26 protein-coding genes are annotated in these 23,197 nt (G+C 38.3%); 11 read left to right on the plus strand and 15 right to left on the minus strand.

The window, feature by feature from the left end:
* Positions 1 to 149: 149 nt before the first annotated feature.
* From fur to CKJ95_RS02170, 4 genes are all read right to left on the minus strand, one after another.
* Positions 150 to 620, minus strand: a complete 471-nt coding sequence (gene fur / locus CKJ95_RS02155) for a ferric iron uptake transcriptional regulator (RefSeq protein ID WP_099351772.1) — start codon at positions 618 to 620, stop codon at positions 150 to 152.
* Between the two features lie 114 nt (positions 621 to 734).
* Positions 735 to 1,382 (minus strand): stage II sporulation protein M, encoded by a 648-nt coding sequence (spoIIM, locus tag CKJ95_RS02160; RefSeq protein ID WP_099351773.1) that lies wholly within the window; start codon positions 1,380 to 1,382, stop codon positions 735 to 737.
* Positions 1,383 to 1,502: 120 nt separating this feature from the next.
* On the minus strand, positions 1,503 to 2,669 hold the full coding sequence (locus tag CKJ95_RS02165; RefSeq protein ID WP_099351774.1) for an endonuclease Q family protein: 1,167 nt from the start codon (positions 2,667 to 2,669) through the stop codon (positions 1,503 to 1,505).
* Between the two features lie 6 nt (positions 2,670 to 2,675).
* Complete coding sequence (locus tag CKJ95_RS02170; protein ID WP_099351775.1) at positions 2,676 to 3,227, minus strand: NUDIX hydrolase; 552 nt, start codon at positions 3,225 to 3,227, stop codon at positions 2,676 to 2,678.
* A gap of 89 nt (positions 3,228 to 3,316) precedes the next feature.
* Here CKJ95_RS02170 and mciZ point away from each other — a divergent pair, with 89 nt between their 5' ends.
* Both mciZ and CKJ95_RS02180 read left to right on the plus strand, forming a co-directional pair.
* Entirely contained in the window at positions 3,317 to 3,460 is a 144-nt protein-coding gene (gene mciZ / locus CKJ95_RS02175; protein ID WP_099351776.1) for a Z-ring formation inhibitor MciZ, read from the plus strand.
* Positions 3,461 to 3,559: 99 nt separating this feature from the next.
* Positions 3,560 to 4,480: an aldo/keto reductase gene (locus CKJ95_RS02180; protein ID WP_099351777.1), complete on the plus strand. Its 921-nt coding sequence runs from the start codon at positions 3,560 to 3,562 to the stop codon at positions 4,478 to 4,480.
* 37 nt (positions 4,481 to 4,517) lie between these two features.
* Here CKJ95_RS02180 and CKJ95_RS02185 read toward each other — a convergent pair whose 3' ends face one another.
* The 4 genes from CKJ95_RS02185 to CKJ95_RS02200 all read right to left on the minus strand — a co-directional run bounded on the left by CKJ95_RS02185 (position 4,518) and on the right by CKJ95_RS02200 (position 7,416).
* Complete coding sequence (locus CKJ95_RS02185; protein WP_099351778.1) at positions 4,518 to 4,766, minus strand: DUF3886 domain-containing protein; 249 nt, start codon at positions 4,764 to 4,766, stop codon at positions 4,518 to 4,520.
* Between the two features lie 90 nt (positions 4,767 to 4,856).
* Complete coding sequence (locus CKJ95_RS02190) at positions 4,857 to 5,513, minus strand: CoA transferase subunit B (RefSeq protein ID WP_099351779.1); 657 nt, start codon at positions 5,511 to 5,513, stop codon at positions 4,857 to 4,859.
* A gap of 13 nt (positions 5,514 to 5,526) precedes the next feature.
* A complete protein-coding gene (locus tag CKJ95_RS02195) occupies positions 5,527 to 6,216 on the minus strand; it encodes a CoA transferase subunit A (protein ID WP_099351780.1) in 690 nt (229 codons plus the stop codon).
* A 12-nt stretch (positions 6,217 to 6,228) separates the two neighbouring features.
* A complete protein-coding gene (locus CKJ95_RS02200) occupies positions 6,229 to 7,416 on the minus strand; it encodes an acetyl-CoA C-acetyltransferase (protein ID WP_099351781.1) in 1,188 nt (395 codons plus the stop codon).
* 169 nt (positions 7,417 to 7,585) lie between these two features.
* Between CKJ95_RS02200 and CKJ95_RS02205 the strand changes: the two genes are divergently transcribed.
* Both CKJ95_RS02205 and CKJ95_RS23740 read left to right on the plus strand, forming a co-directional pair.
* A complete protein-coding gene (locus tag CKJ95_RS02205) occupies positions 7,586 to 8,485 on the plus strand; it encodes a hydroxymethylglutaryl-CoA lyase (RefSeq protein WP_180271391.1) in 900 nt (299 codons plus the stop codon).
* A 56-nt stretch (positions 8,486 to 8,541) separates the two neighbouring features.
* A complete protein-coding gene (locus CKJ95_RS23740; RefSeq protein ID WP_257215705.1) occupies positions 8,542 to 8,670 on the plus strand; it encodes a hypothetical protein in 129 nt (42 codons plus the stop codon).
* A 44-nt stretch (positions 8,671 to 8,714) separates the two neighbouring features.
* On the opposite strand, the gene CKJ95_RS02210 is transcribed toward CKJ95_RS23740, so the two are convergent.
* Positions 8,715 to 11,765, minus strand: a complete 3,051-nt coding sequence (locus CKJ95_RS02210) for an efflux RND transporter permease subunit (protein ID WP_099351783.1) — start codon at positions 11,763 to 11,765, stop codon at positions 8,715 to 8,717.
* Between the two features lie 215 nt (positions 11,766 to 11,980).
* Here CKJ95_RS02210 and CKJ95_RS02215 point away from each other — a divergent pair, with 215 nt between their 5' ends.
* Entirely contained in the window at positions 11,981 to 12,889 is a 909-nt protein-coding gene (locus tag CKJ95_RS02215) for an alpha/beta hydrolase (protein WP_142353915.1), read from the plus strand.
* Positions 12,890 to 12,903: 14 nt separating this feature from the next.
* Here the strand turns inward: CKJ95_RS02215 and CKJ95_RS02220 are convergent, their stop codons facing one another.
* On the minus strand, positions 12,904 to 13,146 hold the full coding sequence (locus CKJ95_RS02220) for a DUF2552 family protein (protein ID WP_099351785.1): 243 nt from the start codon (positions 13,144 to 13,146) through the stop codon (positions 12,904 to 12,906).
* Positions 13,130 to 13,474 (minus strand): iron-sulfur cluster biosynthesis family protein, encoded by a 345-nt coding sequence (locus tag CKJ95_RS02225; protein ID WP_099351786.1) that lies wholly within the window; start codon positions 13,472 to 13,474, stop codon positions 13,130 to 13,132. Before CKJ95_RS02225 ends, CKJ95_RS02220 begins: the two co-directional genes overlap by 17 nt.
* Before the next feature lie 160 nt (positions 13,475 to 13,634).
* On the opposite strand from CKJ95_RS02225, the gene CKJ95_RS02230 reads away from it, so the two are divergent.
* Together CKJ95_RS02230 and CKJ95_RS02235 are read left to right on the plus strand one after the other, a co-directional pair.
* Positions 13,635 to 13,838: a CDGSH iron-sulfur domain-containing protein gene (locus tag CKJ95_RS02230; RefSeq protein WP_099351787.1), complete on the plus strand. Its 204-nt coding sequence runs from the start codon at positions 13,635 to 13,637 to the stop codon at positions 13,836 to 13,838.
* 98 nt (positions 13,839 to 13,936) lie between these two features.
* The gene (locus tag CKJ95_RS02235) at positions 13,937 to 15,730 is read left to right on the plus strand and encodes a dihydroorotate dehydrogenase (protein ID WP_099351788.1); all 1,794 of its coding nucleotides are present in this window, start codon (positions 13,937 to 13,939) and stop codon (positions 15,728 to 15,730) included.
* A gap of 23 nt (positions 15,731 to 15,753) precedes the next feature.
* On the opposite strand, the gene CKJ95_RS02240 is transcribed toward CKJ95_RS02235, so the two are convergent.
* Both CKJ95_RS02240 and CKJ95_RS02245 read right to left on the minus strand, forming a co-directional pair.
* Positions 15,754 to 16,302: a GNAT family N-acetyltransferase gene (locus tag CKJ95_RS02240; RefSeq protein ID WP_099351789.1), complete on the minus strand. Its 549-nt coding sequence runs from the start codon at positions 16,300 to 16,302 to the stop codon at positions 15,754 to 15,756.
* 94 nt (positions 16,303 to 16,396) lie between these two features.
* Positions 16,397 to 17,446, minus strand: a complete 1,050-nt coding sequence (locus tag CKJ95_RS02245; protein ID WP_099351790.1) for an NAD(P)/FAD-dependent oxidoreductase — start codon at positions 17,444 to 17,446, stop codon at positions 16,397 to 16,399.
* Between the two features lie 161 nt (positions 17,447 to 17,607).
* Between CKJ95_RS02245 and CKJ95_RS02250 the strand changes: the two genes are divergently transcribed.
* From CKJ95_RS02250 to CKJ95_RS02265, 4 genes are all read left to right on the plus strand, one after another.
* Positions 17,608 to 18,450 (plus strand): ABC transporter ATP-binding protein, encoded by an 843-nt coding sequence (locus CKJ95_RS02250; RefSeq protein ID WP_099351791.1) that lies wholly within the window; start codon positions 17,608 to 17,610, stop codon positions 18,448 to 18,450.
* On the plus strand, positions 18,404 to 19,321 hold the full coding sequence (locus tag CKJ95_RS02255) for an iron-hydroxamate ABC transporter substrate-binding protein (protein WP_099351792.1): 918 nt from the start codon (positions 18,404 to 18,406) through the stop codon (positions 19,319 to 19,321). The genes CKJ95_RS02250 and CKJ95_RS02255 overlap by 47 nt, the downstream gene beginning before the upstream one ends.
* A gap of 71 nt (positions 19,322 to 19,392) precedes the next feature.
* A complete protein-coding gene (locus CKJ95_RS02260; protein WP_099351793.1) occupies positions 19,393 to 20,400 on the plus strand; it encodes a FecCD family ABC transporter permease in 1,008 nt (335 codons plus the stop codon).
* Entirely contained in the window at positions 20,397 to 21,407 is a 1,011-nt protein-coding gene (locus tag CKJ95_RS02265) for a FecCD family ABC transporter permease (RefSeq protein ID WP_099351794.1), read from the plus strand. Before CKJ95_RS02260 ends, CKJ95_RS02265 begins: the two co-directional genes overlap by 4 nt.
* Before the next feature lie 29 nt (positions 21,408 to 21,436).
* Here the strand turns inward: CKJ95_RS02265 and CKJ95_RS02270 are convergent, their stop codons facing one another.
* A complete protein-coding gene (locus CKJ95_RS02270; protein WP_099351795.1) occupies positions 21,437 to 21,769 on the minus strand; it encodes a YolD-like family protein in 333 nt (110 codons plus the stop codon).
* Positions 21,770 to 21,786: 17 nt separating this feature from the next.
* Positions 21,787 to 23,049 carry a Y-family DNA polymerase gene (locus CKJ95_RS02275; protein WP_099351796.1) on the minus strand — a complete coding sequence of 421 codons (1,263 nt, stop codon included), beginning with the start codon at positions 23,047 to 23,049 and terminating at the stop codon, positions 21,787 to 21,789.
* Positions 23,050 to 23,197 lie beyond the last annotated feature (148 nt).

Below are 23,197 nucleotides of genomic sequence, written 5' to 3' on the forward strand. Positions count from 1 at the left end.
TAAAACATTTGTTAATTCATTTGTCTATTAGAAGATATGCCAATTTTACCTGGTTTTATACACGCTTATCCCATTTTTTCTAATTTCTTTTACATCCTAGTAAGTTATGAAAATAAAAAAACCCCTCTCCTCTAAAGGAAAAGGGTACTTTATTCGAGATTATCAGTTTCATCTTTAGTTTGTTTATCATGACAACGATGACAAATTCCATGGAAAGTTAAACGATGGTCCTTAATGATAAAGTTCCAGTTCTTTTCAACAATTTCTTCCACGTTCTCAAGAAGATCCTCTTGAATTTCGTCAACAGCACCACATTCGATACATACGAGGTGATGATGGAAATGTGCTGCTCCTTCTTGGCGAAGGTCGTATCTAGATACACCATCTCCAAAATTTATTTTATCAACGATCTTTAATTCGGTAAGTAATTCAAGTGTCCGATATACAGTTGCTAAGCCGATTTCTGGCGACTTTTCTTTTACAAGGAGGTAAACGTCTTCGGCACTTAAATGATCTTCTTCATGTTCAAGCAGTACCCGAACGGTCGCCTCACGCTGTGGTGTAAGCTTATAGCTAGACGAATGCAACTGTTTCTTAATTCGATCAATCCGATTTTCCATGTAAAACTGCCCCTCCCTCGCCGTTACTTCATTATTATACCAGAAGAAGGGTCACTGTCCAAATAAAATAATTACAAATAACAAAGAATAATTATTATTATTTAATAATTATTATTATTTATTAATCACATCTATTACCTCTTTCATGAGTACTGGTGAAGCAAATGCCTCAACTGCAGATGCAATTAGAATGACAAAACTGACGGCGACCATCAAGATCGAATATCGTGTAAGTAATTGTAAAATCGGTTCGTTCATTCGTTTCATAAATTGCTGGCGAATCATCTTTAATGAGAATGAGACGGCAATTGTTCCTACTATAATAAATGTTGGGATGATTAATAAGTTTTGTGGTAGTACGGCAACAAATGATAAGAGAAATCCACTCCAATCCATTTGATTGACGAGAAAGCCAACTGTAAATCCAACGACTACCCCTTTTAAGAATAAGAGAATAAGGATAATTGGTAGCCCGATGATTGAGATTCCCAGTATCCAAATAAGTCCCACATATTTCAGATTATGAAGGAAGCTTTGTTTGAACATATCGCCTGAATTGGCATAGGTTCCTTCAGAAACTTCTCCAAAAAATCGGCTTAAGTAGAAAAAGAGATCTTCTTTTTGACTGAAATTTAGACTATTTACAACGATTGCTCCAAAGATGACACCCATTAGGAATAGTACAGAAATAAATAAATATATGGATGAATGTTCCCGAAAATGGCTAGCTACAATTTTTTTATAGGGCTGTTGCTTTCTCATCTATCGTTCCTCCTATCAATCTTCTACTAGATTCTATGAGGATAAATAGACTTCTATGACAACTTGCCAAAAGTATTTCTAGTAAATCAAAAATTTATATTAAAAAAAAGAGACTCCTTTTTAGGAGTCAACTTTTCCATATTTTCCGCCTCCGCCTGATTTCAAACGAAGTTTTCCTTCTCTAGCTTGAATGATTATATCGACAATAGGACCTTTGACGACACGTCTAAGTTCTTCTTCGGGAACCTCGTGAAGGATCGCCATCTCTGTTTTAAAATAATCTCTAAGTTTTTGTAAGGTTTTCGGTCCTAACCCAGGAATAAATTCGAGTGGAACCTGGTGTACATATGGAGGTCGATTTGAATTTGATTCATCAGTGTTTTTTAACTCCTGAAGCCTATCAAACACTCCTTTGACAAATCCTTTATGACCACAGTTAGGACAAACCTCAGCTGTTACATCCTCGATTATGGTTAAACATTTATCACATGTTGTTTTATGATATTTCCCTAATAAAGGATCTAACCCATAATTCGCCACAACTTCCCTTCCATCTTGTTGAAGGAGTGCAAGCCTGAGTTCTTCAAAAGTAGGCTCCTTCATTTTCATAATCTGATATTCTCTAGCAATCTTCGGTAACGAATGAGCATCTGAATTAGAAACAAAAGTGAATTGATGCAATTCTTTTATTTGGTCAGCCATTTCAGTATTCGAGCTCAATCCAAGTTCGATTCCATCAATTAAATTCTCATCAAAAACTTCAGTTAACGATTGTTTCACTCCTCGACCATACATACTTTTATAGGGGGTGAATACATGTGCAGGAATAAAAATTCCAGTTAACTCCTTAACCTTAGATTGCAGTTCTCTAGCACCTACATATATTCTTTGTGAGCTTAAGGTTATATTTTTCATTCGTTGGGATAGCCACATCGAAAATTCTTTCATTTTTTCAATCGTTGGCATAAAAGCGAGAACATGGATAGGTCCTTTACAGTTCTCATCATAGATTTCAAGCTCACTTCCCAAAATGAGGGTAACATTCTTAAATCGCAGTCCGCCTTCCTCATAGGGATATACTTCTCCATTATCAATTAAAGTTTCAAGCTCCCCAATGACCTCTGGAACATGGCAGTCAATTACACCTATCATGTCCATTCCTTTGATTTCGGTGGATTCATGAAGGATATTTCCAATTGTAAGTGATTTAGCACCTGTGATTTTTACAGGTCTTCCCGAATTCGTTCTCCCAATATGGATATGGAGATCTACATAATAATTGTTCATCTTAGCTTATTCCCCTATTGCTTGCTGTAATTGGAGGTACTGTACTGCATAAGCTGTTTTAGCGTCGTAGATTTTCTTCTCTTTTAAAAGCTCAAGTGCTTCGTCCAATGATACCTCAAGGACATCGACAAATTCATCTTCATCCAAGCTTGCTGGATTTTCAATCTTCTTTAAGTCTTTCGCGATAAAAAGATGAACCAGTTCATCAGCAAAACCTGGTGAAGTATAAAAAGAAATCAGAGGTGTCAGTGTTTCACAATCATAACCTGTTTCTTCTTCTAATTCTCTTTTTGCAGTAACTTCAGGTGCTTCGCCTTTTTCAAGTTTTCCAGCAGGAATCTCAACAATTACCTTATCAAGTGCTTTTCGATACTGCTGTACCATCACAATCTTGTTTTCATCCGTTAATGCAAGAATTGCAACAGCACCTGGATGCTTGATAAGCTCTCTTCTACTCGTATGTCCATTAGGCAATTCTACCTCTTCTATATGTAAATCAATAACCTTTCCTTCAAAAAGCACTTCCCTCTTTATTGTCTTTTCTAGTAAGTGATCCATTTCGCCAGCTCCTTGTTCTACTAAATCATACTACTTCATACATTTTAGCATAGTTCTTTTCTAATTTTAAAAGTTCATAGGGGGTTGCTATGAAAATTGTGATTGGTGAAAATCGGGTAGCTCTAGTAGGAAAGGTTTGGGAAATTCGTGCAAAACTTAAGGAATATAGCCGTTCCTACCGAACAGTTCAGGAATGGATTGATCAAGGAAAAGGAAAGCAAGAGAAAAAATGATCTTACTATACTACCCCTTCAAATCATTTGTAGTTCTGAAATGAAAAGGATAAGATATGACTAGATGCTAGAAGGAAACTAAATGTTGGAGGGGACAGTATGGAAAAAAGAAGAATTGGCGCTTCCGATTTATATGTGAGTAAAATCGGTCTAGGCTGTATGTCTGTTGGAACTGAGGAAAAAAAAGCACTTCATATTATTGATTCCGCATTAGAGATGGGAATCAATTACTTAGATACTGCCGATCTATACGATCAAGGGCTAAATGAGGAATTTGTAGGAAAAGCCATAAAACAGAAAAGACAAGATATCATACTTGCCACTAAAGTGGGAAATCGGTTTGAGCAGGGGAAAAAGGGATGGTCCTGGGACCCTTCTAAAAAATACATAAAATCTGCTGTAAAGGATAGCTTGCGACGCTTGCAAACAGATTATATCGACCTCTACCAGCTCCATGGGGGAACAGTGGAAGATCCTATTGATGAGACCATTGAAGCGTTCGAAGAATTAAAACAAGAAGGTGTCATACGCTACTATGGAATCTCCTCAATTCGTCCGAATGTAATCCGAGAATTTGTAACGAAATCATCCATTGTAAGTGTAATGATGCAATATAGTATTCTTGACCGTCGCCCAGAAGAGCAAATACTTCCCTATCTAAATGATCATCAAATTAGTGTAGTAGCACGTGGCCCAGTAGCTAAAGGGTTACTTACTAAGCGTCCAATGGAGAATGCCAGTCAAAGTATGAAACAAAATGGTTATCTTGATTATGCTTTTGAAGAGCTTGAAGCTGCAATTTCAGGATTAAAAGACGTAGCAGGCGATCGTTCTTTAACAGAAGTTGCATTGCAATATTGCTTGTTTGACGATACTGTTGCTTCAGTTGTGACAGGTGCTAGCTCTCTTGAACAAATCAAAAATAATGTCGCAGCAGCAAATTCAACACCTCTTACAGATGAACAGGTTAAGAAAATTAGAGACCTTACAAAGGCATCCATTTACGAACAACATAGATAAATGTATACCCCCACAGAACCTACCTGTGGGGGTATTATTATTTAAAATCTGACCATTTAAGGCTACTTTCTTCCAATAGTTCCTCAAATGATTTATTCTTTTCTCGCTGTCTGCGCTCTTCTCTTTGTCTTTCAAGCGCCTCTTCTTGTTTCTTTTGCTCTTCTTCCTTTAATTGCTGTTGTGTATTTTTTAATTTAGAAACAATATCCTCATTGAGTAAATCTCCAAGTCTTAGCTTTTCATCTTTTTGCTTTTTAGCAGATGGCTTTTGTTTCTTTTTAGCCATAATATTCCCTCCATACGTCAACCATTTCACAATTATTATATCATAAAAAGGCGAATAACCGCTCGGTGGTTATTCACCAATATGTCTACATTAGTACGCGTTTAGGATAACATTATTACTAACAAGAAGTTCAGGTTCTGTAGAAGCCTTTATATCTTCAACGGAAAATCCTTTAGCTACCTCTACTAATTTTAAACCATTTTCAGTTACATCGAGTACGGCACGGTCTGTAATAATCCGATTTACAACTCCTTTACCGGTTAAAGGAAGTGTACATTTTTTAAGAATTTTCGCTTCACCTTTTTTATTCACATGGTCCATGATAACAATGATTTTCTGAGCCCCATGAACGAGATCCATTGCTCCGCCCATTCCCTTAATCATTTTTCCCGGAATCATCCAATTTGCGAGGTCCCCTGTCTCTGAAACCTCCATTCCGCCGAGAATGGCAATATTAATATGCCCCCCGCGAATCATCGCAAATGATTCAGCACTGTCAAAGTAAGCTGCACCAGGAATAGCGGTGACGGTTTCTTTTCCGGCATTGATTAAATCAGGGTCAACATTTTCTTCAGTTGGATATGGACCAATTCCAAGTAACCCATTCTCTGATTGGAGAACGACCTGTTTATTTGAAGAAATATAGTTTGCAACTAGGGTTGGCATGCCGATTCCAAGATTTACATAAAAGCCATTTTCAATTTCCTTTTCAGCCCTCTTCGCAATCTTTTCTCGAGTATTTGTCATCACCTTCTCCCCCTTATTTAGATAATGTTAATCGTTCAATTCGCTTCTTTTGTTCACCAACAATCAGTCCTTGGACATAGATACTTGGAGTATGAATCCTATTTGGATCAAGGTCACCAATCTCATAGAGCTCTTCAACCTCAGCGATTGTAACTTTACCTGCAGCAGCCATCATTGGGTTAAAATTTCGAGCCGTCTTGTTATAGATCAAATTCCCCATTTTATCTGCCTTTTCTGCTCGGACCAGGCTGAAGTCAGATATGAACGCCTCTTCTAATACATATTCTTTTCCATTAATTACACGTGTTTCTTTTCCATCAGCAATAGGTGTTCCTACTCCTGCAGGCGTATAAAATGCAGGAATCCCCGCTCCACCAGCTCGTATCTTTTCAGCCAGTGTTCCCTGTGGGACAAGTTCAACCGCAAGTTCTCCCGATAATGCCTGTCGTTCGAATTCTTTGTTTTCACCAACATATGAACCTATCATTTTTGAAATCTGTTTGTTTTGTAAAAGTAAACCAAGACCCCAATCATCAACGCCGCAGTTATTAGAAATTACAGTTAAGTCCTTAACCCCAGACTCGGCCAATGCTAAAATTAAATTTTCTGGAATCCCACATAAGCCAAATCCACCAACCATAATCGTGGAACCGTCCTTGATTTGCTCTACAGCTTCCTGAAACGAGGAATATATTGGTTTCATTTGTACACCCCACTATTCGATATTTTCAACAATTGTTGCAACACCTTGACCGCCACCAATACATAAGGTCGCTAATCCGTAGCGCTCATTACGACGCTTTAGTTCATTAATAAGAGTGACGAGAATTCTCGCACCACTAGCACCAATTGGATGTCCAAGGGCAATCGCTCCCCCATTTACATTTAAAATATCATGGTTAAAATGCAGTTCGCGGTCAACCGCAATTGACTGGGCAGCAAACGCTTCATTTGCCTCAATTAAATTCATATCACTAACACTTAATCTAGCTTTTTCCATCGCCTTTTTCACGGCAGCAACTGGACCGATTCCCATTATACTTGGGTCAACACCGGCATTTCCGTTTGCTCTAATGGTGACTAATCCTTTAATGCCAAGCTCCACAGCTTTCTTCTTACTCATGATAACGAATGCGGCCGCTCCGTCATTTATCCCTGATGCATTCCCAGCTGTTACAGAACCATCCTTTTTGAATGCTGGACGTAAGTTCCCTAATTTTTCAACAGTAGTACCTGCTTTAGGGTATTCATCTATATCAAAGACAATGCTTTCTTTTTTACGTTGTGGAATTTCTACAGGCACAATTTCGTCTTTAAATTTTCCTGCCTCAATTGCCGCAACTGCTCTTTCCTGGCTCCTTGCTGAGAAACGATCCTGTTCTTCTCTTGTAATCTCGTATTTATCGCATAAATTTTCTGCCGTAATTCCCATATGATAATCATTAAACGCGCACCATAACCCATCGGAAATCATGCTATCAATCATTTTTTGGTCGCCCATTTTATATCCATTTCGTGCTCCCTTTAAAAGATAAGGGGCCTGACTCATATTTTCCATCCCACCAGCCACAATCACATCCGCATCACCTGCTATGATTGCCTGTGTCGCTAAGTGCACAGCTTTTAATCCAGAACCACAAACCTTGTTAATTGTCATTGCCGGTGTTTCCTGTAGTAATCCAGCTTTTATAGCAGCCTGCCTTGCTGGATTTTGTCCTACTCCAGCCTGCAGAACATTGCCCATAATGACTTCATCTACAAGCTTTGAATCCACACCTGCCTTTTCCAATGCTCCTTTTATCACGACAGCACCTAGGTCTGGGGCTGAAACAGATTGTAAACTCCCTCCAAAACTCCCGATCGCCGTTCTGACAGCGCTTACAATCACAACTTCATTATTCATTTCAACATCTCCCTTTACTGTTACGTATTATGTATTCATTACCATATATATTTCTTGATTTTTTTCGAAATACCTCTTATTTTGTCTAATTTCCTATAATTCTTGCTTTTCACGAAATGCCTCTAATAGAATAAGAGTAAGAATAAGGCATTTTGCTGGAGGGTTGTATATGCAATTACCTGAGCAAGTCACGATTATTGAAGTAGGACCAAGAGATGGGCTGCAGAACGAAAAAAGCTTAATACCAACCGAAGTAAAAATTGATTTTATTCATAAACTAAAACTTGCTGGCCTGCAAGAAATGGAACTTACCTCATTTGTCTCACCAAAATGGGTTCCACAAATGAAGGATGCAAAAGACATTATTACATCATGCTTAGACAGTACTCGAAATATTGTCCTCGCGCCAAATCGCAAAGGTATTGAAAGACTATACGATACAAAGTGTAAATCAGTTGCTGTTTTTGTTGGTGTTAGTGAAAGCTTCAATAAGAAAAATATCAATAAAACAACTTCTGAGAGTATGGAGGAACTAAAACCTCTTATTCAGGAATTAAAATCAAAGGGTTATTTTGTACGTGCCTGTATATCGACCGCCTTTTATTGTCCGTATGAAGGTAAGGTGAATGAAGAAGCTGTTTTAAAGCTATGCTCTACCTTTGTCCAATATGGGGTTGATGAATTAAGTGTTGCTGACACGATAGGAAAATCAACTCCTAAAGAAGTTTTTTCTCTTTTTTCAAAACTAAAAATAGAGTTATCAAATACACTTTTGACTGCTCATTTCCATGATACCCGCGGGATGGCACTTGCAAATGTGTTAGCTGCTCTCCTGGCCGGAGTTAATCGTTTTGACACATCAGCAGGTGGATTAGGTGGATGCCCGTTTGCACCTGGGGCGACTGGCAATGTTGCTACTGAAGATGTTGTGTATATGCTTGAAGAGATGGGGATTCAAACAGGCCTTGAACTTTCAAAACTTGTGGAAGCTGTTGATGTCATTAAACCCTATCTTACCCGACCTATTGAAAGTAAATATTACAGGTTACAATCTACTAACCAGGAATAATTTATTAGAAAACTCCACAACCTATCCATGAATTTTCAGGAATGGAGTGTTTATCATTGGCAAAACGAGACAAAGGTCGTTCTCAAAAAGGAAAACCGAATGCTGATACGACAAACAATACAATGGCTGCTGAGGAAATGGAAAAAGCCATTCACCCTACAAACCGCCAAAATTCGGAGCAATAGCAAAATCCCCTGGTCTCGTTTACATGAACTGACCAGGGGGTTTTTTAGATTTTATCTGCCTTTACCTTAGCTTTCGAACGTACTTCACTTCTTTCTTTAGAAGTTTCCGTTGATTTTGAAAATGAAAACAATCGGTAAACAGCAGGAATTAAAAACAATGTAATTAAAGTTGCAAATGAAAGCCCTGAGATTATGACAGTTGCCATTGGAGCCTGATAATTCCCTGAGGCTCCCGATTCAAGGGCAAGTGGCAGCATACCTCCAACTGTTGTCAAGGTCGTCATAAAAATCGGTCGAATCCGATCATTACCGGCTCCTATTAGTGCTTCTTGAATCGAATTACCTTCCTTCCGCAGTTGGTTTGTTCTGTCGATGAGCAATATGGCATTATTCAAGACAATACCAATTAGCATAATAATCCCCATTCCCGAGATAAGGTTTAATTCCATTTGTGTTATAAACAATCCTAAAATCACACCAATGATTGTAATCGGAATAACGGACATGACAAGCAATGGATGCCCAAAGTGGTTAAATTGAACGGCCATGACCAAATAAACGAGAAAAATAGAAATCGCAAATACAAAAATCATATCGGTCATTAATTCTTGCTGTTGCTCTAAATCACCACCAGCGGTAAGCGTATACCCAGTAGGCGTTTCGAAACTATCAATTATTTTTTGAATGTCTCGATTTACAGCACCGAGATCACGGTTCTTAATATCCGCTGATATCGTAACAAGTCTTTCCCCATCTGAATGAATAATCTCATTTGGAGTTTGAACACTTGTAAGCTCAATATATGAGGAAAGTGGTTCTTCCCCGCCATTAATAGGCATTTTCATATCCATTAAATCCGCTTTTGTAGCGGGTGTTTTTGCCCAACTAAGAGTTAAAGGCATTGTTTCATCCTGGTTTTGCAACGTGCCGACCGGTATTTGAATAAAGGATTCTTCAATAAATTGTTTAATTTGTGAAGGGTATAAGCCTGCCTTCTCAATTTCTTTTTCTTTTATAACGATAATTTGTTCTTCAGAGGTTCTTTCAATTGAATTTGTAATTGCCGAAACCCCATCTACTTTCTGAAGCTCATCAGTGAATTTGTTTGAAATGGTTTGAAGTTGCTCAAAACTATCACCTTTAATATTTATTTGGACAGGAAACCCTCCACCGCCTGCCATTGCACTTTGAACACCCGAAATTGGATGATCTTCCTGCATATCTCGTAACGCCTCAAGAATATTTTCATTTACTTCCTTTTGCTCAACCGTTATTTGATTGCCCTTTGTCATATTAATAATGGTGTAAAGCATGGTTCCATTATCCATTACATAATTCGTTTCTACGTCTTTCACTTTCTGTAGTCTCTGATTTATTTCATTAACTACACTTTGTTTTTCCTCCAAAGATAAACCTGGTTCTAAGTCTACAGCAAGCTCTGAATAACGGTTTAACATATCAGGCATGATTGTCATCGGTATTTTCGTTACAAGAAATAGGGAACCGATTAGCATCAAGAAAAACAATGTGATTACAGCAAAACTATTTCTTTTCTTTCTAATCACCCAACCCACAACGTTACGATAGCCCTTCATCATAATTGAGTCTTTTTTCAATTTAGAAGGTCTTCTAAGCTTTAAATATGTTTCTGATAGAGACGGAATCAATGTAAAAGATATCACTACAGAACTTATTAAGGTTATTGCCACTACAGCTGACAGCATAATGACAAACTCCCCCATCTCCCCACCGATTAAACCAATTGGCAGGAAAACAACGATAGTTGTCAGCATAGATGCAATAACCGCCGAGGCTACCTCCCTTGTCCCCTCAATAACCGCTTCGAACCTACCAAAGCCAAGTTCCTTCTTCTTATAAATAGCTTCTAGGATTACAATAGAGGAATCCACCATCATCCCTATTCCTAGTCCAAGTCCAAGTAGTGTTAGCATATTAAAGCTATAATCAAACAACCACATCGCTGTAAAGGTTAAAAGAACAGAAGAAGGAATCGATAAACCGATAATAAAGGTCGCCCTAATATTACGTAGAAATAGTAATAAAATGACAATGGCAATGACTCCACCAATCAAAATATTATCCTTCACTCCATCTATTGAATCACTGACATAATCCGCTTGGGCCACAACTTCGTTTAATTCAAAATTCTTCACAAGATTTTCGTTATGAATTTTCTCTACTTCTGCACGTACTGCTTTGGCCATCTCGATTTGTGTGACATTGGAAACGCGCCCGATTTGTACAAGAAGGAAATCTTGAGAACCGTTTTTCCATACATACGAGTTATTCTCGAGCGACTGAATGGTTATGTTTGCAACATCCTTTAGATGAATAAAACCATTTTGCGATGGGATCGAAATATTTTCGATATCCTTAACATTTTCCACCTCAGAACTCCATCTTAAGGAAGGTGAATCCTTGTCATTTTGTAATTCTCCTAACGTTGCTTCACTGTTGGACTGTTGAACTGCCGCGATAACCTGGTTTACATCGAGTTGATGCTCTTGTAATTTTTCACGGTCAATTTTAATTGCGACCTCTTGCTCCTCTATTCCCGTTAGTAAAACATCTCTCACCTCAGGCAAGGCTTCTAATCTTGGTTCTAAAATGTCTTTTGCAAATGCAGACATAGCCTGCATGTTTCCACCCGAAACATCCATAAAAAATTCATAGCTTTGACTTCCGCCATATTGACCTGATGTAACATCAGTAATACTAGGATACTCTGACTTAGCAGACGCAATCGCTGATTCTACCTCTTTATAAATCTCTTCGCCACGTCCTGCTTCAAAGCTTAGGTTTAGTGTAGTTCTACCGATATTTGTCGTTGACTGAACACCCTCCACTCCTTCTATTGCTAAGATTCGTTGTTCAATGGGGGTTGTAATGGTTCTTTCCACTTCAATTGCTGCCATTTCACCTGCGTAAATCTCAACAAAGGCTCCATCTAGTTTCACGGGAGGCATTAGCTCTTTGTCTACTTTTAATAGTGAATAGCTGCCAATTACAGTTACTAGAAAGATCATTAATGTAATCAGAATTTTCCGTTGTACAATAAATTTCAAAAGCTTCACAATCCATCTCCTCTTTCCTTAATAGGTAAAATTTAGTACTTTTGTATAAATTAATCATATCGTCATAAGCAAAATGGCATAAGGATCCGGAGATTTATCTTGATGTAAGACTTAAGACTTAGGAAAATTATGGAGAATCATTAGAAAAAGGATATAATAAAGAGGGCTTACATTTTTTATCCGATTTTTAGAAGGGGCGTTTTTTCATGAAAAGAATGAAAAAGATATTCATCTTATTTGGTATTCTCATCGGCTATATGGCCACAATTGGAATGATATTTACAAACATTGTGATGTTCATGAAGAAGAAAACCGATGATGAAATTCTTGAACGTGAAACGAGAGAAGGTCGTTTGACCTTGGATGAGGTCCAGTCTCTGCAAAAGGAGGACATCTCCATCAAATCGAAATTCGGATACCCGATTAAAGGCTGGCTTGTTAAAGGAACGGATAAAAAAAGATTTATTATTATCTCTCACGGTGTGACTCAAAACAAATTAAATTCAATTAAATACATGAAGCTTTTCTTGGAGCGTGATTGGAATGTCCTTTTATACGATCATCGACGCCATGGAGAAACTGGTGGAAAAACAACGAGCTATGGACACTATGAAAAATTCGATCTAGAAACGGTTGTTAATTGGGTTAAGGAAAAATACGGGGAAAATAGTACCATTGGTATCCACGGGGAATCTATGGGGGCTGTGACGACTCTACTGTATGCTGGAATGATTGAGGATGGAGCTGATTTCTATATTGTGGACTGCCCGTTTTCCGATTTTGAAGCACAATTGAAGTATCTTTTAAAGGTTGATTATAAAATTCCTGCTCCACTTGTTCTTCCTTTTGCCAATATATTTTTAAAGCTTCGGGATGGGTATAGCATCAAGGATGTTTCACCCGTTTCTGTGATTCAAAATATTAAAAATCCGGTATTATTTATCCACAGTGCTAAGGATGATTATATTTTGCCTGAAATGACAATGGAGCTTTATAAAATGAAAGAAGGACCCAAGCAAATGTTAATTGCCGAAAAAGGAAAGCATGCATACTCCTTTGCTGATAACAAAGAAGCCTATGAAAAGGTAATTGATGATTTTTTTGCCAACTATGTAAGGGACTGATTTTTTTCAGTCCCCTAACCTAATATATCTGTTATATCTTTCAAGTTCTCATCAATCCAAGTTAATGCGAGTTCTATCGTTTCAAATTCCTGAACCTCAAAGGTTACTTCATCCTGAAGCAACCAAACATCCTTTTGATCATGATTCACTCCTGCAATTGACCAGTGCAAGAGACTATACGGATGATTATCATGTAAAAAAGAAACCCATGTTTTATCTTCTGCAATATTTCGTATCGTTTTAAGCTTGGAACTCATGTACACCACTCATTTCTACTAACCGTAAACGCGGATTCAGAATCTCGTTTGGACTTTTTAACATAAAACAATTTGCTGTTTCAATAAAATCAACAGTCATATTCTCATCTAAGAATACCATTTTAGATTTTTCGACTAATAATGGTTGATAATTTGTTTCTAGGATTAGATCATCTTCATCCCCAGAGTCTACAAGCCATAATGCAGTAACTCCGCTCATCACACAACCACAGCCCTCTGTTTCATATTTTAATTTTAACTTGTTATCTTTATTTTTTATTTGGGAGTTTAGTTTTTCAATCGCACGTTCTGAAAATGTTACATTCATTTCGTTCTCCTCTTTCTTTCATTTTATGACTATTCTAACATATCTTGTTTCCAACTACATATCATTACAATAACTCGACACTTCACCAACTATTTGAGTTTTGGTAAATGTTGAACTACTATCAATAGTAATACAATTAGATTAAGGAGGTATTCAAGAGATGTCAAAAGTTACGATTAAGGTAAATGATAATGGTTCATTAAGAATCACAGGTGACGTTGATTTAGTGGATAAGGAAGGGAATAAGTTCCCAACAAAACAAACCTTCTCATTATGCAGATGCGGTTTGTCTAAAAATAAACCTTTTTGCGACGGTTCGCATAAGGGAAATTTCGAATCTGTCGTACGAGCTCCAAATGAATAATCCTTATTAGACCGAGTGCACTACGCATTCGGTTTTTTCGTTATGAGATTTATAATTATGATACAATACGGATAAAAGCCTATCATGGAGGACGAAACATGCCTGATTGGTCGTATCATATACTTTTTAAACCTATTTTATCTCGAATTTCTCCCTATCAATCTCGGGAATTTATCCACAGAGGTATGAATCTGGTTGCCTCCATCCCAGGAGGACATCGGTTGATTCATTTCCTTGGTAGAGAGGAATCTTCTGAACTTGTAAAAAAAGAAATCCAAGGTGTGAGTTATGCAAATCCGGTTGGCCTTTCTGGAAAAATCGATCCGCTTTTAACCGGTTCTAGAGCTTTTTCAAATCTTGGGTTTGGTCTGATTGAAATTGGTCCAGTGACGATAGAGCCCACAACTGACCCTACTCTACCAATCGTTGATTGGCGAAAGCAGCAAATTGATTTTCCTGTAAATTATGAATCTATCGGAATTGAAAGAACAGTTCAAACGCTTGAAAAGTGGAAACCAACACAACCCGTTTTGGCAAGATTGGATGGAACGGACGAAGAACTACACTATTTAATAACGAGATTAGAGTCCTATGTTGCAGCGTTTGTCACTTCTTCAATGGAACTTCGTTGTTCAACAGATCGCCCTGTTTATCTGTCTGTCCCAGCAGATAAAATTAGAAACTTGGATTTCAATCGTGTTCAGACCTGTTTTTCTGGAATAGTAGTTGATGAACCCCCGAATCTACCGATTGAAAAATATAGGAGTGAATTACTAGATTCGCTCTATTATTTAAGGCAACATGGTTTCTCCCTACCTGTCATTACAGTTGGTGGCATCTATGAACCTGCCGATGCACTTGCACTTTTCGAAGCTGGGGCCGATCTCGTTCTGCTTTCAGGAGGCTATGTCTTCTCTGGACCTGGCCTGACAAAGCGAATTAATGAAGCTCTTACACACAAACTTCAGCCTAAGCCTCCGGTTCAACCCGGATGGATTTGGTATTGGCTATTTGGATTGTCCATTCTTATTGGTGGAATAATTGCTGTTCTTTTCAGCCTGACAACCATTATTCTCCCTTATGATGAACTGTTTCTTGGGATGCAACGAGAAGAAATCCTCTTGTTTAATGATCGGATTCTTTATTTTATGGCACATGACCGGATGACACTCGCTGGGACAATGATTTCCGGTGGTATCGTCTATATAGCATTGGCGCGTTTTGGAGTACGCAACCAAATTCTTTGGGCAAAGCAAGCCATCGATTTAGCAGCCATACTCGGCTTTTTAGGTATTTTTCTTTTTATCGGATACGGCTATTTTGATTGGTTACATTTGATATTTTGGCTTATTTTACTTCCAATTTATCTAATAGGGTTTATGAAAACAAGATCCCTTAAAGGGACCCCAACATCTCTTAACACCCGTAATCACCGCGTTTGGAAACATAGTATAATAGGGCAATTGGCCTTTGTCATTCTTGGTTTTTCTTTCGTGTTGGGCGGAATTGTGATTTCTATTATTGGAATAACGAACGTGTTTGTAGCAACTGACATTTTATATCTTTGTATGCCACCCGAAGTGCTTGATTTGTTTAATGATAAATTGATATCAGTCATTGCTCATGATCGTGCGGGGTTTGGAAGTGCACTACTCAGTGTTGGATTGTTAGTCCTGACGATTTCTCTCTGGGGATTTCAGCAAGGGAATAAATGGGTTTGGTGGACCTTACTCATTGGCGGACTTCCAGCCTTTTTCGCCGGGATTTGGATTCATTTTGCGATTGGATATACAACCTTTATCCATCTGCTTCCTGCTTATTTTGCAATTTGTTTGTTCTTAATTGGACTTATAATGACGTACCGATTTTTTCAAATAGGCAAGGATATGTAAAAGGAGCCTCAGGGGCTCCTTTCCTATTTTTCTGGATTCCAGTCTTTTGCAATCATGCCATATACAACATGGTCTACATAGTGATCATATAGCCACTCACTTTGCCTTACTTTGCCTTCATTCACGAAGCCCAGTCTTTCCGGAATCGACCGACTCTTATGATTTTCGACCGCTGCACGGATTTCAACTCGATTTAATTTCAAGTGGTCAAGAGCATAATGTGTCAATGCTTTTGCTACCCTTGTCATTATTCCATTTCCTTGGTATTGCTGACCAAGCCAGTAGCCGATAAAGGCTATTTTATTGGTCCAGTCGATTTCGTTAAAGCTTGCTACACCAACGATTTCATTTTTATAGACGATAACGGTATGTAGCCCTTTATTTTCTGCATAACTTTTCCTACATGATTGGATATATGCTTTTGTGTCCTCTACCTTTGTTGTCATATCGAGCCATGGTAGCCATTCTCGTAGGTAGGCTCTTGACTGGTCTGTTAATTCAAAAATTCTTTCAGCATCACTTAACTCTGTTAATTTTAAGGATAGTTCTTCGTCAATTTTGTATACAAACATAGCTCTTGTTCCCCCTTTCTTGTATCCTATTATTCTTCTACCTCTAGTCATTAAATTCCTTCAATAATCAAGAGACAAACATATGTAAAAAAACCTATTTCAACATCTCACTTATTAATTCCCGATTCCTCTGATTAAACACTTCATTATGGGATGAAACCATTGCTGCTTCATTCGCACTCGGTTCAATAAATTTTTTCGCTTTATTTACTGCATTTGCTGCATCTTGAAATGCACCTGCTATCAAGTTTACTTTACCGTCATACTTAATGATATCCCCTGCTGCAAAAAGTCCCTCTATAGATGTTTCGCATTGAGCATTTCCGGCTATATAGAAATTTTCTAGCATTTCAATTTCAAGTTCACTGTTTTGAAGTAAGGATGTGTCTTGTTCAAAACCATGGTTTATCACGACATCATCAACTGATAAATAATCGGTATCACCTGTTTCGTTGTTTGTTAATTCTACTCTCCTAATTTCATCACGGTTATCAGTCGCAATGAGCTTTGTAATCGTGGTATTGAAATAGCATTTGACTGTACTATTTTCTAGATTTGTAATTTGGGCTTCATGTCCAGAAAACTTCGATTTACGATGAATCACATATACTTCCTTCGCAATTGGCTCCAACTCGTTGGCCCAGTCAATTGCCGTATTCCCACCACCTGAAATAATAACAATCTTATCTTTAAAATGCTGAAGAGATTTGACCGTGTAATGAAGATTTGAGACCTCAAACCGCTCCGCACCTTGAATATCTATCTTTTGATGCTTTAAGATTCCACTCCCTACGGCAACTATCACTGTTTTCGAATAATGTTCCTTACCAGAAGCCGACTTCATTACAAACAATCCAGCTTCATTCTTGGTGATTGAAGTGATTCGTTCATTTAGAACAACTGTAGGATTGAATATTAGACCTTGCTTAACTAGCTGCTCGATTAACTTTGCACCTGGCAGAGGAGTTAGTCCCCCTATATCCCAAATCATCTTTTCAGGATAAATGTGTATTTTACCGCCTAAATATGGTTGAAAGTCGATTATTTTTGTTTTCATTTGCCGTAATCCACTATAAAACGCAGAGTAAAGACCCGCCGGTCCCCCGCCAATAATTGTCACATCATAACATTCATGTTTCCGCATTCAAAACACTCCTCGAATATATTTCTATAAAATTCATAACAAATTATTTATTGCGAAAAACCTAGTTGACAATGATTATCAATAGAATTATAGTATCATTATAACTTATAGTGATAATGATTATCAATATCGTTTTCAAATCTTACAACTGGAGGAATATCATGGTTCGTCTTTTTACAAAGGATTTGCATATTGGCTATGGCGACCGGTTAATCGTTAAGGACTTAAGTATTGAAATTCCTGATCAAAAGATTACAACGATTATTGGATCAAATGGCTGCGGAAAATCTACTCTGTTAAAAGCGATGTCACGTGTAATCCCACATCAATCCGGTTCGATTATTTTGGATGGAGAAAGTATCTCAAGGGAAAATACGAAAAAACTCGCAAAAAAGCTAGCTATACTCCCTCAAAGTCCTGAAAGCGCTAGTGGCTTGACAGTAGGAGAAATCGTTTCTTACGGACGTTTTCCCTATCAAAAAGGATTTGGCCGACTAACAAATAAGGACATTGAGATAATAAACTGGGCGCTCGACGTTACGGGGACATCGTTTTTTAAATATCACCCTGTCGATGCACTTTCTGGCGGACAACGCCAACGTGTATGGATTGCCATGGCTTTAGCTCAAGAAACGGAGATGATTTTTCTGGATGAACCTACAACTTACCTGGATATGGCGCATCAACTTGAAATATTAGAGCTGTTACATAAGCTTAACCAAGAACAGAAGCGGACGATCGTAATGGTTCTACATGATTTAAATCATGCCGCACGTTTTGCTGATTACATAATTGCCCTAAAACATGGTCAAATCGTAAAGGCGGGTACTTCTGAAGATGTGATTACGAACGAAGTCCTAAGAGAAGTGTTTCATATTGATGCTCTCATTGGGATAGATCCACGAACAAATAAACCTATGTGTCTAACTTATCATTTATTAAAAGGAGAAAAATTAAATGAAGAAACTATTAATCCCCTTTCTACTAATCTTGTTACTATTTAGTCTAGCTGCTTGTGGTGGCAGCACCAGTAAATCAACCGGTACCTCAAACGAAGAAACTTCTTCTGATACAATTACATATCAATCTGAGAATGGACCTGTTGAAGTGCCCGCAAGTCCACAACGTGTGGTTGTGCTTTCCACTTTTGCAGGAAATGTTCTGGCCTTGGATGTACCAGTCGTAGGTGTCGATTCTTGGTCTAAAGGAAATCCTCGATATAAATTAGACGGTGTCGAGGAAGTAACAGATGAAAACCTAGAGAAAATCATTGAACTAGAGCCGGACTTAATCATCGGTCTCTCTACAATGAAAAACGTGGATAAATTAAAAGAAATTGCACCTGTTGTAACGTTTACTTATGGAAAATTGGATTACTTGTCTCAACAGTTAGAAATCGGTAAGTTAGTAAACAAAGAAGCTGAAGCACAAAAATGGATTGATGACTTTAAAAAACGTGCCAAAGAGGCTGGAGAAAAAATAAAGGCTAAAATCGGCGAAGATGCAACAGTTACAGTCATTGAAAACTTTGATAAGGAACTTTATGTCTTTGGTGATAACTGGGCACGCGGTACAGAGATTTTATATCAAGAAATGAAATTGAACATGCCAGAAAAGGTAAAAGAAATGGCACTAGAAGCAGGTTACTATTCATTATCTTTAGAGGTACTTCCAGAGTTTGTTGGAGATTATCTAATTGTGAGTAAAGCAGAAGATACAGAAACTTCCTTTATGGATTCAGAAACGTATAAAAATATTCCTGCTGTTAAAAACAACCAAGCTTATGTAGCAAACGCAAAGGAATTTTACTTTAATGATCCAATTACACTTGAATATCAACTAGAATTTTTCATTCAATCATTTCTTGGCAACTAATGTATATATGGGGGAGTTCTTATGACAAGAATTCCTCTTCTTTTATTCTGAAAAGGAAAAGATGAGATACTATGACAAAATACACAAATTCAGTTCCGTTTATTCTGAAACTTACCTTGGGCATCCTGCTCTTCATAATCGTGTTCATTATTTCATTGGTATTTGGTGCTGCTGAAACGACTTTGAAAGAGGTATGGCTAGCTTTTTCAACTAACGTAAAGACCGACACCATCACCATGATTCGCGAAATCCGTGTTCCCAGAGAAATAGCAGCCGTTTTTGTTGGAGCCGGTCTTTCGGTAGCAGGCGCTATTATGCAAGGTGTAACGAGAAATCCTCTGGCAGACCCTAGCATACTTGGATTAACGGCTGGTGCTAATGCAGCTCTTGCTTTAACCATTGCTTTGGTTCCTACTGCTAACTATTTTGCTATTATGCTTGCCTGTTTTATTGGAGCCAGCATTGGAACAGTTTTGGTCATAAGTATTAGTTCGGCCAAAAAAGGAGGGTTTTCTCCACTTCGAATTGTGTTAGCTGGGGCTGCTGTATCTGCTTTTCTCTATGCAGTTGCCGATGGGATTGCACTATATTTTAATATTTCTAAAGACGTTTCAATGTGGAGTGCTGGTGGTATTATCGGAACTACTTGGGCTCAACTTCAAGTCATCGTTCCTTTTATCATAATAGGCATTTTGATTTCTCTGTTTCTCTCAAGACAGCTGACGATTCTTAGTCTAAATGAGGAAATTGCGATAGGGTTAGGTCAAAAGATTTTACTGATTAAGGTTTTATTATTCGTAATCGTTATCATGTTAGCAGGTGCATCGGTTGCTCTCGTTGGAAATCTTACCTTTCTTGGTTTGATGATTCCCCATATTGTAAGAGCCATTGTTGGAACTGATTATCGCTATATTCTTCCGATGTCAGCTGTTGCTGGTGCTACCTTTATGGTATTTGCAGATACGCTTGGACGCAACTTAAATGCTCCCTTTGAAACACCAGTGCCTGCGATTGTAGCCATATTAGGGCTTCCCTTCTTCCTGTTCATTGTCCATAAAGGAGGTAAGGCTTTTTCATGATCCATCCAAGTTTACGTAACAAACATCGTTTTTTACTTATCGGAATTTTTGTAATGATCCTCATAACAACTATCGTTAGTATGGGACTAGGGTACTCCTCCTTGTCTTATAATAGGCTGATTCCTACACTTTTAGGAGAAGGGACTTTTAAAGAAGAATTTGTGTTATTCTCTGTACGTTTACCACGTATTGTTATTACAGTTCTTGCCGGAATGGCACTCGCCCTATCCGGGGCTATCTTACAAGGAATTACACGAAATGACCTCGCAGATCCTGGAATCATTGGGATTAATTCTGGGGCAGGTGTAGCCATTTCAGTCTTCTTTTTGTATGTTCCGATTGATGTTGGATCATTTATTTATTTACTTCCTGTTGTAGCGTTTATCGGTGCCCTCATGACGGCATGCTTAATTTATCTATTTTCATATAGCAAAAGTGTAGGCCTCCAACCAATAAGGCTAATCTTAATAGGAGTTGGGTTTTCAATGGCTTTATCAGGCATAATGGTCCTACTCATTTCCTCCTCTGAGCGTGAAAAAGTAGACTTTATTGCCCGATGGTTAGCGGGGAATATATGGGGAACAGACTGGCCATTTATACTGGCACTCCTACCTTGGTTGCTTGTGCTAATTCCCTTTACTCTTTTTAAAGCGCATCGCTTGAATATCCTTAATTTAAGTGAGACAACCGCAATTGGGCTAGGTATCTCCATTGAAAAAGAAAGGCTCCTTTTACTTTTAACAGCAGTTGCATTAGCCGCTGCCGCTGTTTCTGTTACTGGTGGCATTGCCTTTATTGGTTTAATGGCTCCACATATCGCAAAAACAGTAGTAGGAGCACGTCATCAGCTTTTTATCCCACTTGCTGTGCTCATTGGTGGATGGCTATTATTATTTGCTGATACAATCGGGCGCAATATTGTGGAACCAGAAGGTATTGCTGCTGGAATTATGACTGCCCTTATAGGAGCACCTTATTTTATTTATCTTTTGCTGAAGAAAGCGTGATTTTTAAATCACGCCTTTTTTAAAAAAGATTAACCGGAAAAACGCAAATCGACTAACATGTTTGCTGGGATATAGTGAACTTCCCCAAATTTATCGATGACATGCAGTTTGTTTTGTAGAGCATCATAATGATGGATAGTGCCGAGAAGGAGTTTGTGGTGTTTCGCTTCATAATGCGTGATCACTAGTTCTCTCCCCTCCTCCATCGCCTCACAAAGAATACCATTCATCTCTTCAATTTGCTGTTCATCAAGTTCTGGTTTTTGCTCATACGTGTCTTCTTCCGTCCAATCTCTAAGTATTTTTACATGCTCTGGCAGCATCATTGCTGTCCATTTTATGGATCCGCGATCCCGTATCATTGCTAATTACCTTCTTTCTATTCCGCCTTATGTCCACCGACGAGCTTACTACGGTGTCTTGATGTTCCGGCATTTGTGTAGGATACTGCACGCAGGATTGCATCGGAACCGTATTTCCCGCGAATACCATCCATCACATAACCAAGCTTATGCTGCTTGACTCGGTTGAGATAAAACAAATCCAATTGCATTTGTGTGTCATCTTCAATATTAGAAAGTGCAATTGAGATTTTCCGGACTGTCTTCTGTGCATAAAATTTCTCAAATAACTCAAGACAAACGCGGTACATCTCCATTGTAATATTTGTCGGAGTATCAATGGTTTTCGAACGATAAAATCCTCCGCCAAACTCATCACGGCTATAATGAATACCGAGGCTAATTGTTCTCCCTGCTTTTTTATGTCTTCGTGCACGCCTCGCTACCTCTTCGCACATTTCAAGAATGACATGTTTGACTTCTTCCGGATCTGGATAATCACGCATAAGAATTTGGCTTTTCCCAAAGCTGATCTGTCCCTGTATAATTGGTGCACCAATTTCTGATAAATCCACACCCCAAGCATGGTAATACAGCTGATTTCCCATGACTCCGAATTTTTTTTCAAGTAGTTCAAGTGGATAATGGGCAAGCTGGCCAACCGTTGTAATCCCCATCCCATTTAAGGTTCGCTCAACTCTACTCCCAATCCCCCACATTTCTCTTAGCGGCGAGACTGTCCATAGTTTTTCTGGGATATCATCATAGGTCCATTCTGCAATTCCCTTTTTCTTGGCCTCTAAATCTAAGCAGAGCTTTGACATCAACATATTAGGACCAATACCAATGGCACAAGCAAGCCCATATTCGGCCTCGATTTCCTGCTTGATTTTACGTGCAATTGTTGTTGCGTTTCCCCATAATTTTTCAGTCCCATCAATCTTTATAAAGCTTTCATCTACGCTATACACATGGATCGCACTTTTTGGTACATACCGGTTAAAAAGTCTCGTAATTTCCGTTGAAATTCGTAAATACATGGCCATTTTTGGATTTACAATTTTAATTCGTGGATCCTTAGGGATTTCAAAAAGTCTTGATCCTGTTTTGATCCCAAATTCCTTCTTTAGCTTTGGTGAAGCAGCAAGCACAATACTTCCCTGTCGCTCTGTATCTCCAACAACCGCTAAATAACACTCGAGCGGATCAAGACCTAATAAAACTGCAGCACAGCTTGCATAGAAGCTTTTTATATCCACGCACAAAATCTTTTGAACGGGCAACTGGCTGTAATCCACCATTTAACATCATCTCCAAAAAGAATATATGTTCGTATTGTATTCTTAATAATAGGAGAATATACGTTCGATTTCAATGGAAATAAAAGGAGAATTCTTAAATTGTAATCTCCAACGTAATCAAAACCACCAGTGTGAACTGGTGGTTTTG

Source organism: Fredinandcohnia onubensis (assembly GCF_002734285.1).
GTDB classification, from domain to species: Bacteria; Bacillota; Bacilli; order Bacillales; family Bacillaceae_L; genus Ferdinandcohnia; species Ferdinandcohnia onubensis_A.